This is a genomic window from Stutzerimonas stutzeri, from assembly GCF_024448895.1.
Taxonomy (GTDB): Bacteria; Pseudomonadota; Gammaproteobacteria; order Pseudomonadales; family Pseudomonadaceae; genus Stutzerimonas; species Stutzerimonas stutzeri_Q.
In genome coordinates this window covers 90,643-104,136 of record NZ_JAMOIC010000005.1, presented here as the reverse complement: position 1 = coordinate 104,136, position 13,494 = coordinate 90,643, and the positions used below count along the sequence as shown (strand labels likewise).

Below are 13,494 nucleotides of genomic sequence, written 5' to 3'. Positions count from 1 at the left end.
CTACAGCCGAGTTGCTGTTCAGACGCAGCGGCTCAATTCACAACAAGAGGAAAACAACAATGTTCAAACTGACCGCCACGGCGCTTGCCTGCGCTTTGTCCTTGGGTATCGCAGGCCTGGCCCAGGCTGCCGATCCGATCCTTATCAAGTTCTCCCACGTGGTTGCTGACAACACGCCGAAAGGCCAAGGCGCCAACCTGTTCAAGAAGCTGGTGGAAGAGCGTCTTGCTGGCAAGGTCGAAGTTCAGGTCTACCCGAACTCTTCCCTGTTCGGCGACGGCAAGGAAATGGAAGCGCTGCTGCTGGGCGACGTTCAGCTGATCGCACCTTCGCTGGCCAAGTTCGAGCACTACTCCAAGGGCGTTCAGGTATTCGACCTGCCGTTCCTGTTTGACGACATTGCGGCCGTTGACCGCTTCCAGCAGAGCGAAGCCGGCCAGATCCTGCTGAGCTCCATGGAAGACAAAAACATCACCGGCCTGGGCTACTGGCACAACGGCATGAAGCAGCTGTCCGCCAACAAGGAGCTGCGTGAGCCGAAAGACGCACGTGGCCTGAAGTTCCGCGTACAGGCATCCGCCGTGCTGGACGAGCAGTTCAAGGCGCTGCGTGCCAACCCGCGCAAGATGAGCTTCGCCGAGGTTTATCAGGGCCTGCAGACTGGCGTTGTAAACGGTGCCGAGAACCCCTACTCGAACATCTACTCGCAGAAGATGCACGAAGTGCAGAAGCACATCACCGAGTCCGACCATGGTCTGCTCGACTACATGCTGATCACCAACACCAAGTTCTGGAACGGCCTGCCTGACGACGTTCGTGGCGAGCTGCAGAACATCGTGGAAGAGGTGACTGTCGAGGTGAACAAGCAGGCCGACGCGCTGAACCAGAAGGCCAAAGCTGACATCCTGGCAGCTGGCACCACCGAAATCCTGGTACTGACGCCGGAAGAGCGTGCCAAGTGGCGTGAAGCCATGAAGCCGGTCTGGAAGAAGTTCGAGAATGAAATCGGTGCTGATCTGATCAAGGCTGCTGAAGCGTCTAACGCTCAGTAAGTACTGACCAGTGGGGGAGCGCGGGTAACCCGCTCCCCTCTTTCAGGCCAAGACAGTACCGACAGCGCAGCGAAAAACAAGACGACCTCGCGATCAGGACGGTAGCTGGATACAGCACCTCTCGCCTTGTCCAGAACAAATCTTTTCACTGCTCTGTCATCCGGTTACCAGACCGGTTCATGGCGCACGCTCCGTACGCCCATCGAAACTAGCAATCCATCGGGAGATGTCATCCATGAACGCCCTCTGGCGCGTCTGGGACCATTTCGAGGAAGGCTTTATTGCCTTTCTACTGGCCGCCATGACGCTCGTGACCTTCGTCTATGTGGTTTTGAATAACCTCTACACCGTTTTCTACAGCCTGGCGGATAGCTTTCCGGCGGCCGAAGACTTTTTCTTCTCTGTTGGTGACTTCGTCATCGGCATGGCTCAGTCGATGACGTGGAGCACCGCACTGACCAAAGCGCTGTTTGCCTGGCTGATCTTCTCCGGCCTCGCCTACGGCGTACGCACAGCCGGCCATATCGGCGTCGACGCGCTGGTCAAGCTGGCGCCACGCCACGTGCAGCGCATGATCGGCATCATCGCCTGCCTATTTTGCCTCGGCTATTCGGCGCTCCTGTCTGTGGCCAGCTTCGAATGGATCCAAGCACTGCTCAACGCCAATATCGGCGCCGAAGACCTTGGTCACTTCGGCGTGAAGCAATGGCACATCGGCATGATCGTGCCGATCGGCTTTGCCATGGTGTTCATTCGTTTTGCAGAGATTTTCGTGCGCATCCTGCGCAACGAACAGACCGGGCTAGGGCTGGCTGACGAAGCCGCCGAAGCTGCCAGGCTCGGTGATGAGGAGCCGAAGTAATGACTATCCTGTTCCTCTTCCTTGCCCTGTTTGCGCTGATGTTCATCGGTGTGCCGGTGGCCATATCACTAGGCCTTGCCGGCTCCCTGACGATCTTCTTCTTCAGCCCTGACTCGGTGCGCTCGCTGGCGATCAAGCTGTTCGAGACGTCAGAACACTACACTCTGCTGGCGATTCCATTCTTCCTGCTGGCTGGCGCCTTCATGACCACCGGTGGCGTTGCCAAGCGACTGATCGACTTCGCCAACGCCACCGTCGGCCACATCCGTGGCGGCCTGGCGATCGGTGCGGTGATGGCGTGCATGCTGTTCGCTGCCCTGTCCGGTTCGTCGCCGGCTACCGTGGCGGCTGTAGGCTCCATTGCCATCGCTGGCATGGTCCGCTCCGGCTACCCACAGGCTTTCGGCGCAGGCATCGTCTGTAACGCCGGCACCCTGGGTATCCTGATTCCGCCGTCGATCGTGATGGTGGTCTATGCCGCGGCGACCGAGACCTCGGTCGGCAAGCTGTTCATGGCCGGTGTGGTTCCGGGTCTGATGCTGGGCCTTGGCTTGATGGTGGCGATCTATATCGTCGCGGTGAAGAAGAATCTGCCAGCAATGCCGCGTGCGACCTTCCGCGAATGGCTGTCTTCCGCACGCAAGGCGCTGTGGGGCCTGCTGTTGATGTTCATCATCCTCGGCGGTATTTACTCGGGCATGTTCACACCCACCGAAGCGGCTGCCGTGGCGGCGGTGTATTCGGCATTCATCGCGCTGTTCGTCTACAAGGACATCACGATTCGCGACTGCCCGAAGGTGCTTCTGGAGTCGGGCAAGCTGACCATCATGCTGATGTTCATCATTGCCAATGCCATGCTCTTCGCCCACGTGCTGACCACTGAACAAATCCCGCAGCAGATCACCGCGATGGTGCTCGAAGCCGGGCTGCAGCCCTGGATGTTCCTGCTAGTGGTCAACATCGTGCTGTTGGTAGCCGGTGCCTTCATGGAGCCGTCGGCCATCATCCTGATCCTGGCGCCGATCCTGTTCCCGATTGCCGTGCAGCTGGGCATCGACCCGATCCACCTGGGCATCATCATGGTGGTGAACATGGAGATCGGTCTGATCACACCGCCGGTGGGTCTGAACCTGTTCGTCGCCTCGGCCGTGACCAAGATGCCGGTCACCGAGGTGATCCGCGCGGTGCTGCCGTGGTTGGCGTTGATGCTGGCGTTCCTGGTACTCATCACCTACGTGCCGATGATTTCCCTCGGCCTGCCCAACCTGCTGGGCATGTAACCACACCGAGTACTCGTTTCCCTTTTAGCCCGGCCATCGCGCCGGGCTTTTTTATGCCTGCCAAATCAGCGCGCCAGCACATCGACAGGGCGGCGGCGGAACCAGCCCGTCAGCGACAGTCGATCCGCGTGGGTGACCATCACCTCGTGCGGGAAGTCACCGGAGAGAAACATCAGCAGGTGACCGTCCAGCGGCGGGATGTCCCGATTCGTGCCGTCGTCGAAATACATGCGCAATTCGCCGCCATCGGCCGGCTTCCAGTCCGGATTCAGGTAAAGCACTGCGCTGACGCAACGGCTGTCGTCATCGCGAAAACGGTCCAGATGGGTCTGATAGAAACCACCGGGCGGATACAGCGCGAAGTGACACTCGAACTCCTCTAGACCGAGAAACAGTTGTTGGTTGAGCGTCTGGCGTAACTCGTCCATCAGCGCCAGATACGCATCGCAGACATCTGCCTGCCCTTGCTCCAGCCAGTGAATATGATCGCCGCGGATGCCCTCACGCACCGCCTGCTCCTCGCCGCGACCCACACTTGCCGGGGCCAGCGCACCCTCGGCATAGCGTCTGCGGCACTCGGCGGCCAGCTTGTGGGTCACATCACTGGACAGGAAGGCACTCTGCAACGACCAGCCGCGCACGGCGAGGTCATCGATGATGGTAGAGAACGGCAAGGATAGTGACTCCGATGGGTCAGATGACTGCGCCTCGCGGCCTCGGTGGGCCCGCGCGGAAACACGGCTGAGTCTAGCAGCCGCGATTGCGCTCCTCGACAAGCCCGGGTCGTGGCGCCGAAAATAACCGCCCGCCACAGAGGAGCTTCCATGCGCGCCCTTATCGCTTGTGTATTACTCGCTTTCAGCCTGAACACTTGGGCCGATAGCTACGATGAACTCTACGAGGCTGCCGGCTGGAGCGAACAACGCGCCAACTTCTCCGACGCCCTGACAGCTGCCCAGCAGCGCTACAAGAGCAGTCTGCCACCTGCGGTTTTTCAAGCGCTGGTGAACAACAGCAACCGCCGCTTCGCCGTGGACGCCATCGATCGGCGTGCCAAGCAAGCATTTCGGCAGAACCTGTCGGATCCCAAGCCGGCGCTGGCGTTCTTCCAGTCAACGCTGGGCCACAAGGTGGTAGCGGCCGAAACGCTGGCCGGTCGCCGGGAACAACTGGCCCGTTATGAGAACGGATTGCCTCGTGTGGAAGCCGGGAGCAATCGACAGCTGTTGATTCGCCACCTAGCGCAGGCCATTCCCGCGGCCGAAGCCGGGGCAGAAGTGAGCCTTGCTCTGGCAGGCGTTGCGGCTGACAGCCTTAGTCAGATGATCCCGGGACTGCTCGGTGGCGGTCAGGCCCAGGGCATGCTGGATAGTCAGCGCGAGCGCCTGCAGCAGCAGGTGGAGAGTGATCTGGACAACACCTTGCTGTTCATCTATCGCGACCTGTCCGACGCCGAACTGGAAGAATTCGTCGAGTTCGCGCAATCGCAAGCCGGCAAGGACTACTACCAGGCGGCGCTGCAATCGCTACGTGCCGGCCTTGCAGCTGAGGCGCGTGAAAGCGGTACCCAGGCTCAGTCGCGGCGCACAGGTGGGCCTGTCGCTAGCTGAGCCGTTCCCTGAGAAAGTCCAGATATTCGCGGCGTATCGCCTCGCGCTCGTTGACCAGATGATGACGGGCGTCGGGGAGCCGAAGTATTTCAGGCACGGCGAACTTGCGCTCCAGGACCGTCAGATTGTGTTGCCAGTCAACCGTCATGTCGGCTTCGCCCTGAACGATCAGCGGGCTGTGCGAACTGCTTGGTGCGCCTGCGACACGAGGAATCCATCGCGCCAGGGCGCCGACCCAGGCGGTCGGAAGGATGTCCGGCTGCAACGGATCATTGGACTGGATGAAGGAGAGAAACTCCGGGTCTCCCGAGTTCTCGCTGAATGTTCGGGGGATCTGAGTGACAAAGCGGCGCATCACTTCATAGCTCAGGCGCGACCATCCCCACGCCCGCGGCCGCACCAGCGGCGCCAGCAGAACGCTCTGTCCAAGCGCCGGGTGCCCGGGCTGATTCAGCAGGTAATCCAGCACGATGGCCGCGCCCGTACTCTGTCCCAGCAGATGCCACGGCTGAGGCAACCCCAGTGCCGCGGCCTCCAGCAGAAGACCTTGCAGTACGGCCTGATACTCATCGAATTCGTTGATACTGGCACGAGGGCCACTGGACAAACCATGACCGGGCAGGTCACAGGCGAGCACAGCGAAGCCCATCTGCAGGCCCCAGTCCACCACATGCCGGTAAAGGCCCATGTGGTCGTAATAGCCGTGCAGGATCAAGAGCGTCGCCACCGGCTGCTCCGGCATCCAGACTTGAGCGACGAGCTCGTACCCATGCACTTCGAATCGTCCCAGACGTCGATGAGTACGGGGATGCTGGGGAAGATCCAACCCGTAGTAGGCCTGGTAGAAGCGCGCATCGTCGGTGAGTTCGGCGCCGTGGATGATGGGGCTCAACTGCGCGCGTAGGGTGTCTGGGTGAATTCGCGAAGGCATGAAGGGTTTTCTGGCTTGGTTTGTTGGGGATATTCAGCTCTGGGTCGCTACGTGGCAAGCTGGCGCATCATTTGAAGAGCCCACCATGTCCGTACGCAGAAAATATCTAATCGCAGCACTCATCGCGTTGGTCTGGGGCGGCGCAATGCTTGCCGCATTCTGGTGGTTCGAAGCGCGCTACCTGCGCACGTTCGAAGGCGAACGCGCCGAGTTGTTCTCCGGCGATAACCTGGCACTGCCCGAAGCGCTGAGCGGCCATGGACCGGTGCGCCTGGTGCACTTCTGGGACCCTGCGTGCCCGTGCAACGCTGGCAACCAGCAGCACCTGGCTGAACTGATGCAACGCTTCGCTACCCAAGGCGTCAGCTTCTACGCAATGCAAAAACCGGGTACCCGCGGGCAGTTGCCCGGCCAGCTGGCCGGCCTGGAGAGCCTCGACGCCGTACCTGGCGCCGCAAGCCTGCCTGCCAGCCCGGCGGTGGGGATCTGGGATGCGAGTGGTCAGCTGGTCTACATCGGACCGTACAGCGAAGGCGCGGTGTGCAATTCCAGCAACAGCTTCATCGAGCCCATCCTCGAAGCAGTGCTGGCTGGGCGTCAGGTCAATGCCACGCACTCGCTCGCGGTAGGGTGTTTCTGTGACTGGGGCGATCGCAAGCCTGCCGGAGACTGAATGGGCGGCGATATCGCCGCCTATTTCGTCAGCTATGCGCCGAAGGCGGAGTGGCGATTGTCTTCTCGACCCCCGGGGCCCAGTTCTGATTGGCGCCGTCATCCATGGCCTGACGCATCGCGCGGACGCGGCGCTTTTCGGCACGACGGCTGATGTACCAGGCGATAAAGGTCGCCAGCGACACCACCAGCAGAATCAGGCTCGCCACCGCGTTGATTTCCGGTTTAACACCCAGCCTGACCGCGGAAAATATCTCCATCGGCAGCGTGGTCGAACCCGGGCCCGAGACGAAGCTGGCGAGCACCAGATCGTCCAGCGACAGTGCGAATGACAGCATGCCGCCGGCCGCCAGTGACGGCGCGATCATCGGCATGGTGATCAGGAAGAAGACCTTCCAAGGTCGTGCACCGAGGTCCATAGCGGCTTCCTCGATGGACTGGTCGAGCTCACGCAACCGCGCCATCACCACCACCGCGACGTAGGCCGAGCAGAAGGTGGTGTGCGCGATCCAGATGGTGACGATGCCGCGCTGTGCCGGCCAGCCGATCAGCTGGGCCATTGCCACGAACAACAGCAGCAACGACAGACCGGTGATGACCTCCGGCATGACCAACGGCGCCGTTACCAGCCCACCGAACAGCGTGCGCCCACGGAAGTTGGGAATCCGGGTCAGCACGAACGCCGCCATGGTTCCCAGCACCACCGCTGTCACTGCCGTGTACAGCGCAATCTCCAGGGAGCGCATCACAGCGCCCATGAGCTGGCTGTTGTCCAGCAGGCCGGCGTACCACTTCAGTGACCAGCCACCCCAAACCGTTACCAGCCGCGAGGCGTTGAACGAGTAGACGACCAACAGCACCATCGGCAGGTAGATGAACAGCAACCCGAGCACCAGAATCACATTTGAGAAACTGTAGCGCTTCATAGCTTGCCCTCCAGTTCCTTGGTTTGGTTGCGGTTGAACAAGATGATCGGTACCAGCAGGATCGCCAGCATCACCACGGCCAACGCCGAGGCCACCGGCCAGTCGCGGTTGTTGAAGAACTCCTGCCAGAGCACCTTGCCGATCATCAGCGTTTCAGGCCCACCAAGCAGCTCAGGGATGACGAATTCACCCACAACCGGTATGAACACAAGCATGCAGCCGGCGATGATGCCGTTCTTCGACAGCGGCACGGTGATCTTCCAGAACGCGCTGTAATTGCTGGCACCCAGATCAGACGCGGCCTCGAGCAGGCTCAGGTCGTGCTTCACCAGATTGGCGTACAGCGGCAGGATCATGAACGGCAGATACGAATAAACCACGCCGATATACACCGCCAGATCGGTGTTGAGTATTTGTAACGGCGAGTCGATCAGGCCCATGCCCTGGAGCAAGCCGTTCAGGATACCGTTGCTGCTGAGGATGCCCATCCAGGCGTAGACGCGGATCAGAATGGCGGTCCAGGTCGGCATCATGATCAGCAGCAGCAGCACCGTCTGTAGGTCCTTGCGTGCTCGCGCGATGGCATAGGCCATCGGGTAGCCGACCAGCAGGCAGATAAGTGTGCTGAAGAAGGCGATCTTCAAGGAGCCAGCATAAGCGGCCCAATACAGATCGTCTTCGCTGAGGAAAATGTAGTTACCGAGGTTGATCAGCACCTGCAACTGCTGATCGGCATAGGCGAAGATGTCCGTGTAAGGCGGAATAGCCACATCGGCTTCGGAGAAACTGATCTTCAGCACGATGGCAAACGGCAGCAGGAAGAACAGCATCAGCCAAATGAAGGGTACGCCGATGACCAACCGGCGCCCGGTATTCAAGGGCGAGCGCCTCATGCCTGCAGCACCACGCCGCTGTCGTCCCACCAGTAGACGAACACCTCTTCCTCCCAGGTCGGCAGCTTCACGTGACGTTCGGCGTTGGCCATGAAGGCCTGCAACACGCCGCCGGACGGCAGCTTGATGTAGTAGACCGAATGCCCGCCCAGGTAGGCGATGTCGTGCACGACACCCTTGGCCCAGTTGTAGCCGGGACGCTCCAGTTCCGGCAGTTCGGTTCCGATCAGCAGCTTTTCCGGACGGATCGCGTAGGTGATCTGTTTGTCCTGCGCGCGGGTACTGATGCCGTGGCCAACGTAGATCGGGTTCTCAAGGCCTGGGCTGGCGATGACGGCGTGGTCGCCCATGTCCTCGATCAGCTCGCCGTCGAACAGGTTGACGTTGCCGATGAATTCGCATACCAGACGGCTTGCCGGCGTCTCGTAGATGTCCATCGGGCTGCCGACCTGGGCAATCCAGCCCAGATGCATGATGGCGATGCGCTCGGCCATGGTCATGGCCTCTTCCTGGTCGTGGGTCACCATCACGCAGGTCACGCCGACGCGCTCGATGATCTGCACCAGCTCCAGCTGCATCTGCGAGCGCAGCTTCTTGTCCAGGGCGCCCATGGGCTCATCGAGCAGCAACAGCTTCGGACGCTTGGCCAGCGAGCGCGCCAGTGCCACACGCTGGCGCTGCCCACCGGACAGCTGATGCGGCTTGCGCTTGGCGTACTGGCTCATTTGCACCAGGCCGAGCATCTCGTTCACACGCGCCTGCACCTCATCCTTCGGCAGACCGTCCTGCTTGAGACCAAAGGCGATGTTCTGCTCCACGGTCATGTGCGGAAACAGCGCGTAGGACTGGAACATCATGTTGATCGGCCGCTCGTAGGGCGGCATATCGGTGATGTCCTGACCGTCGAGGAATATCCGCCCCTCGGTTGGCCGCTCGAACCCTGCGAGCATGCGCAGCAGGGTCGATTTGCCCGAGCCGGAACCGCCAAGCAGCGCAAAGATTTCGCCCTGATGGATGCTCAGCGAGACATCATCGACCGCGACCGTTTCGTCGAACTTCTTGGTGACGCGGTCGATCTTCAGCAGCACCTGCTTGTTCTGGCTCTCACCGGAGAGGGCCTTTTTGTAGGCGCTGGAGGCAACGGCCATGCGCGAACTCCCGATTGAAATTAAGGGCCCGGACAGTGCCGGGGGACATCATCGTTTGGTGGCCGGGGCGGCATGTAGATGCTCGCCTCGGCCTGTATAGCTATTGACCGGACTTGATCTTGGTCCAGCTGCGAGTCATCAGACGCATGATCTTCTGCGGCAGCTCAGCTGAAACATACAGGCGGTCCAGCACAGCCTGCGGCGGATAGATGGACGGATCGTTACGCACTTCCTGATCCATCAAGGTATCGGCCTTGGTGTTGGGGTTTGCGTAGCCCACGTAATCGCTGACTGACGCGATGACCTTGGGGTCGAGCAGATAGTTGATGAAGGTGTGTGCCTCTTCCACGTTCTGCGCGTCCGCCGGGATGGCGAGCATGTCGAACCAGAGGTTGCCGCCTTCTTTTGGAATCGAGTACGCGATCTCGATTCCCTTGCCCGCTTCGTCGGCACGAGCAGCAGCCTGGAACACATCCCCTGAGAAGCCGGCGGCGATGCAAATGTTGCCGTTGGCCAGGTCGGACACGTACTTCGAAGAATGGAAGTAGCGCACGTACGGCCGGACTTCGAGCAGCTTGGCCTCGGCCTTGGCGTAGTCGTCCGGATCGGTGCTATTGGGGTCGAGGCCCAGGTAATTGAGCACGGCAGGAATCATTTCATCCGCGGAGTCGAGAAAAGCAATGCCGCAACCGGCGAGCTTCTTGGCGTTTTCCGGCTCAAACAACACAGCCCAGGAATCGACCTTCTCGATGCCTAGCGCTGCGGTCACCTTTTCGACGTTGTAGCCGATGCCGTTGGTGCCCCACAGATAAGGCGCAGCGTAGGCATTGCCCGGATCATTCTTCTCCAGCTGCTTGAGCAGCGCCGGATCGAGGTTCTGCCAGTTGGGCAGCTGGTTCTTGTCCAGTTTCTGAAACGCCCCGGCACGGATCTGCTTGCCAAGGAAATGGTTCGAGGGCACGACCACGTCATAGCCAGTGCGGCCTGCGAGCAGTTTGCCTTCGAGGGTTTCGTTTGAATCGAATACGTCATAGACCGGCTTGACGCCTGTCTCTTTCTCGAATTCTTCAAGGGTGGTTTCGCCGATGTAATCGGACCAGTTGTAGATATGCACGGTCGCAGCCTGAGCGGATGCAGCACCGCTGACCGCAGCGGCGATGAGAAGCGACTTCAATGTCGAAGGCATGAGAGTGTCCTCTTGGTGCAGGCCGCTCGATCAGCGGGCGAAAGGCGGGCTGTTTATTGGAAAAACCTCTAAAAATCAACAGGCAGAATGCAACGAACGGTAATGCCATGGTTCTAGGAGCGCTACGTACGGATCGCGTGCCACTCGTTCAGCTCCGGACATAGCGCCTTTAAGTCATGAAAGCCGATCCAAGCAGTCCCGAAGAGGATCCGTTTGAAATCGGCTCGGCCCGATCAACGACCGGATTTGATCTTGGTCCAGCTGCGCGTCATTGTCCGCTGGGTCTTGGAGTCGAGGTCCGGGAAGGTATACAGCTTCTGCAGCACGGCCTGGCTCGGGTAGATGCCCGGGTCGGTGCGAATCGCTTCATCAACCAAGGGGGTGGCGGCCGCGTTACCGTTGGGGAACTGGACATAGTCAGTGATGGAGGCCATCACGTCGGGCTTCATCAGGTAGTTGAGAAACGCATGGGCGTTCTCGACATTCTTCGCATCAGCCGGCACGGCCAGCATGTCGAAGAAGGTACCCGCGCCTTCCTTGGGAATGTTGTAGCTGACCTTTACCTGGCCGCCCGCCTCTTCCGCACGCGCCTTCGCCTGGTAGATATCACCGGAATAACCGATGGCCACGCAGACGTTGCCGTTAGCTAGGTCGGAGATGTACTTCGACGAGTGGAAGTACGCGACATTCGGACGGATCTGCATGAACAGCTCTTCAGCTTTCTTCAGCTCGTCGGACTTGGTGGAGTCCGGCTTGTGACCGAGGTAATGCAGTGCAGCCGGCAGGATTTCAGTCGGTGAATCAAGGAAGGAAACGCCGCATGACTTCAGCTTTTCCATGTTCTCCGGCTTGAATACCAGATCCCAGGAGTCAACCGGCGCGTCTTCGCCCAGTGCCGCTTTGACCTTCTCCGGGTTGTAGCCGATGCCGATGGTGCCCCACATGTAAGGCACGGCGTACTGGTTGTCCGGATCGCTGGGCTGGAGCGCCTTCAGCAGGTCGTTATCGAGATTTTCCCAGTTCGGCAGCTTGCTCTTATCCAGTTTCTGGAACACGCCGGCCTTGATCTGCTTGGCCAGGAAAGGGTTCGACGGCACCACGACGTCGTAGCCGGAGCTGCCGGCGAGCAGCTTGGCTTCCAGCACTTCGTTGCTATCGAAGACGTCGTAGACGACCTTGATGCCGGTTTCCTTGGTGAAGTTTTCCAAGGTGTCTTCGGCGATATAGTCGGACCAGTTGAAAACGTGCAGCACCTTTTCTTGGGCTTGCGCAGCGCCAGCAACCGCGCCGGCCAGCGTCACCGCAAGTAGTGTCTTGGCAAAGGGTTTCATCCGTGCAGCTCCTGTTGTCATCGTTGGTATCGGGGCTTGGAACAGGTCAGCGATAGCGTGATCTCCGCCTGAATCCTTCATAGCAACTAAGGCTGTGCCGGCATCGACACACCCCTCGGTAGGTCTGGCCAGAGCACGCGCGCAGTCTGGCAAGGTCGACCTCTGTTTTTCAACAACCCAAACGCGTTCCGACCTCCGTTCCTGACACTAGCCCAGGCAGCCAGGAACACAGCCCGGCAGGTACTCACCCCAACGCGTCTTTTGCCGTAGCGTCCAGACAGAGACGAACCTTGCTGATCAGCTCGTCAATCTGCTCCTCATTGATCACCAGAGGCGGCGAAATGATCATGGTGTCGCCTACGGCTCGCATCACCAGGCCGTTACGGAAGCAGTGTTCGCGGCAGATCATGCCGACGCCCGGATCGGCAAACCGCTCGCGGGTTTTCTTGTTCTTCACCAGTTCCAACGCGCCGAGCATGCCGACGCCACGCGCTTGGCCTACAAGCGGGTGCTCGACCAGCTCTCGCCAGCGAGATTGCAAATAGGGTGCCGTCTTGTTCTTGACCCGCTCGACGATCTTCTCCTCGCGCAGGATGCGAATGTTCTCCAGCGCCACTGCGGCAGCTACGGGGTGCCCGGAATAGGTGAAGCCGTGGTAGAACTCGCCACCTTCGTTGAGCGTGTGCACCACTTCGTCGCGCACCACAACGCCGCCCATGGGCAGGTAACCGGAGGTCAGACCTTTGGCGATAGGCATCAGGTCCGGTGCGTTGCCGTAATAATCGCTGCCGAACCACTCGCCGGTGCGGCCGAAGCCACAGATCACTTCGTCAGCGATGAACAGGATGTCGTAGCGGGCCAGGATTTCGCGAATCTTCGGCCAATAGCTGTCCGGCGGAATGATCACGCCGCCGGCACCCTGGATCGGCTCGGCGATAAAGGCGGCGACCTTGTCTTCGCCGACTTCGAGAATCTTCTGCTCCAGCTGCTGGGCAACGCGAACACCGAATTCCTCGGGGTCCATGTCGCCCCCCTCGCCGAACCAGTAGGGCTGGTCGATGTGCTCGATCCCCGGAATAGGGCCGTCGCCCTGCTCGTGCATCGCCTTCATGCCGCCAAGGCTGGCACCCGCGATGGTCGAGCCGTGGTAACCGTTCCAGCGCCCGATCACCACTTTCTTCTGTGGCTGGCCCTTGATTGCCCAGTAATGGCGCACCATCCGCAGCACAGTGTCGTTCGCTTCCGAGCCAGAGCCGGTGAAAAACACGTGGTTCATGCCTTCCGGTGCAATCTCGGCGATCGCCTTTGCCAGCGCGAGCGCCGGAGGGTGTGCCGTCTGGAAAAACAGGTTGTAGTACGGCAGTTCACGCATCTGCTTTGTTGCCGCCTCAACCAGTTCTTCACGCCCATAGCCTAGGTTGACGCACCATAGCCCGGCCATGGCATCGAGGATCTTGTGGCCCTCGCTGTCCCAGAGATAGACGCCTTCGCCCCGTGTAATGATGCGCGTGCCCTTGGCGTTCAGCGCTTTGAAATCGGTGAACGGCGGCAGGTGATGGTCACGGCTCAGGGCTTGCCATTGCAGGGTTTGCGAATCGCTCAT

Annotated in this window: 13 protein-coding genes; 5 read left to right on the top strand and 8 right to left on the bottom strand. The window is 60.2% G+C overall.

What is annotated here, in order from left to right:
- Positions 1-59: 59 nt before the first annotated feature.
- The 3 genes from dctP (at position 60) to dctM (ending at position 3,194) form a co-directional block, all read left to right on the top strand.
- Positions 60-1,052: a C4-dicarboxylate TRAP substrate-binding protein DctP gene (dctP, locus tag NA619_RS07880; protein WP_255961229.1), complete on the top strand. Its 993-nt coding sequence runs from the start codon at positions 60-62 to the stop codon at positions 1,050-1,052.
- Positions 1,053-1,287: 235 nt separating this feature from the next.
- On the top strand, positions 1,288-1,914 hold the full coding sequence (locus NA619_RS07875; RefSeq protein WP_255961228.1) for a TRAP transporter small permease: 627 nt from the start codon (positions 1,288-1,290) through the stop codon (positions 1,912-1,914).
- Positions 1,914-3,194 (top strand): C4-dicarboxylate TRAP transporter large permease protein DctM, encoded by a 1,281-nt coding sequence (gene dctM / locus NA619_RS07870; protein WP_255961227.1) that lies wholly within the window; start codon positions 1,914-1,916, stop codon positions 3,192-3,194. Before NA619_RS07875 ends, dctM begins: the two co-directional genes overlap by 1 nt.
- Before the next feature lie 65 nt (positions 3,195-3,259).
- Here dctM and NA619_RS07865 read toward each other — a convergent pair whose 3' ends face one another.
- Positions 3,260-3,868, bottom strand: coding sequence for a 2OG-Fe(II) oxygenase (locus tag NA619_RS07865; protein ID WP_255961226.1), 609 nt, complete (start codon positions 3,866-3,868; stop codon positions 3,260-3,262).
- A gap of 150 nt (positions 3,869-4,018) precedes the next feature.
- Here NA619_RS07865 and NA619_RS07860 point away from each other — a divergent pair, with 150 nt between their 5' ends.
- On the top strand, positions 4,019-4,804 hold the full coding sequence (locus NA619_RS07860; RefSeq protein WP_255961225.1) for a hypothetical protein: 786 nt from the start codon (positions 4,019-4,021) through the stop codon (positions 4,802-4,804).
- Here NA619_RS07860 and NA619_RS07855 read toward each other — a convergent pair.
- Positions 4,797-5,735, bottom strand: coding sequence for an alpha/beta hydrolase (locus NA619_RS07855; protein WP_255961224.1), 939 nt, complete (start codon positions 5,733-5,735; stop codon positions 4,797-4,799). The two genes, NA619_RS07860 and NA619_RS07855, sit on opposite strands and share 8 nt — an antisense overlap.
- A gap of 85 nt (positions 5,736-5,820) precedes the next feature.
- Between NA619_RS07855 and NA619_RS07850 the strand changes: the two genes are divergently transcribed.
- The gene (locus NA619_RS07850) at positions 5,821-6,408 is read left to right on the top strand and encodes a DUF6436 domain-containing protein (RefSeq protein ID WP_255961223.1); all 588 of its coding nucleotides are present in this window, start codon (positions 5,821-5,823) and stop codon (positions 6,406-6,408) included.
- A gap of 28 nt (positions 6,409-6,436) precedes the next feature.
- On the opposite strand, the gene NA619_RS07845 is transcribed toward NA619_RS07850, so the two are convergent.
- The 6 genes from NA619_RS07845 to NA619_RS07820 all read right to left on the bottom strand — a co-directional run bounded on the left by NA619_RS07845 (position 6,437) and on the right by NA619_RS07820 (position 13,494).
- Entirely contained in the window at positions 6,437-7,333 is an 897-nt protein-coding gene (locus NA619_RS07845) for an ABC transporter permease subunit (protein ID WP_255961222.1), read from the bottom strand.
- The gene (locus NA619_RS07840; protein WP_272891696.1) at positions 7,330-8,226 is read right to left on the bottom strand and encodes an ABC transporter permease subunit; all 897 of its coding nucleotides are present in this window, start codon (positions 8,224-8,226) and stop codon (positions 7,330-7,332) included. Before NA619_RS07840 ends, NA619_RS07845 begins: the two co-directional genes overlap by 4 nt.
- Positions 8,223-9,374, bottom strand: coding sequence for a polyamine ABC transporter ATP-binding protein (gene potA / locus NA619_RS07835; protein WP_255961221.1), 1,152 nt, complete (start codon positions 9,372-9,374; stop codon positions 8,223-8,225). Before potA ends, NA619_RS07840 begins: the two co-directional genes overlap by 4 nt.
- 100 nt (positions 9,375-9,474) lie before the next feature.
- Positions 9,475-10,560: a polyamine ABC transporter substrate-binding protein gene (locus NA619_RS07830; RefSeq protein ID WP_255961220.1), complete on the bottom strand. Its 1,086-nt coding sequence runs from the start codon at positions 10,558-10,560 to the stop codon at positions 9,475-9,477.
- Positions 10,561-10,793: 233 nt separating this feature from the next.
- A complete protein-coding gene (locus NA619_RS07825; RefSeq protein ID WP_255961219.1) occupies positions 10,794-11,891 on the bottom strand; it encodes a polyamine ABC transporter substrate-binding protein in 1,098 nt (365 codons plus the stop codon).
- Positions 11,892-12,135: 244 nt separating this feature from the next.
- The gene (locus NA619_RS07820) at positions 12,136-13,494 is read right to left on the bottom strand and encodes an aspartate aminotransferase family protein (protein WP_255961218.1); all 1,359 of its coding nucleotides are present in this window, start codon (positions 13,492-13,494) and stop codon (positions 12,136-12,138) included.

What these genes read in the sequence shown, in the direction of transcription:
- NA619_RS07850 (WP_255961223.1), top strand. Translation starts at nt 5,821, where the DNA reads ATGTCCGTACGCAGAAAATATCTAATCGCAGCACTCATCGCGTTGGTC.
- NA619_RS07855 (WP_255961224.1), bottom strand. Translation starts at nt 5,735, where the DNA reads ATGCCTTCGCGAATTCACCCAGACACCCTACGCGCGCAGTTGAGCCCC.
- NA619_RS07840 (WP_272891696.1), bottom strand. Translation starts at nt 8,226, where the DNA reads ATGAGGCGCTCGCCCTTGAATACCGGGCGCCGGTTGGTCATCGGCGTA.
- NA619_RS07845 (WP_255961222.1), bottom strand. Translation starts at nt 7,333, where the DNA reads ATGAAGCGCTACAGTTTCTCAAATGTGATTCTGGTGCTCGGGTTGCTG.
- dctM (WP_255961227.1), top strand. Translation starts at nt 1,914, where the DNA reads ATGACTATCCTGTTCCTCTTCCTTGCCCTGTTTGCGCTGATGTTCATC.
- potA (WP_255961221.1), bottom strand. Translation starts at nt 9,374, where the DNA reads ATGGCCGTTGCCTCCAGCGCCTACAAAAAGGCCCTCTCCGGTGAGAGC.
- NA619_RS07860 (WP_255961225.1), top strand. Translation starts at nt 4,019, where the DNA reads ATGCGCGCCCTTATCGCTTGTGTATTACTCGCTTTCAGCCTGAACACT.
- NA619_RS07875 (WP_255961228.1), top strand. Translation starts at nt 1,288, where the DNA reads ATGAACGCCCTCTGGCGCGTCTGGGACCATTTCGAGGAAGGCTTTATT.
- NA619_RS07825 (WP_255961219.1), bottom strand. Translation starts at nt 11,891, where the DNA reads ATGAAACCCTTTGCCAAGACACTACTTGCGGTGACGCTGGCCGGCGCG.
- NA619_RS07830 (WP_255961220.1), bottom strand. Translation starts at nt 10,560, where the DNA reads ATGCCTTCGACATTGAAGTCGCTTCTCATCGCCGCTGCGGTCAGCGGT.
- NA619_RS07820 (WP_255961218.1), bottom strand. Translation starts at nt 13,494, where the DNA reads ATGAGCGATTCGCAAACCCTGCAATGGCAAGCCCTGAGCCGTGACCAT.
- dctP (WP_255961229.1), top strand. Translation starts at nt 60, where the DNA reads ATGTTCAAACTGACCGCCACGGCGCTTGCCTGCGCTTTGTCCTTGGGT.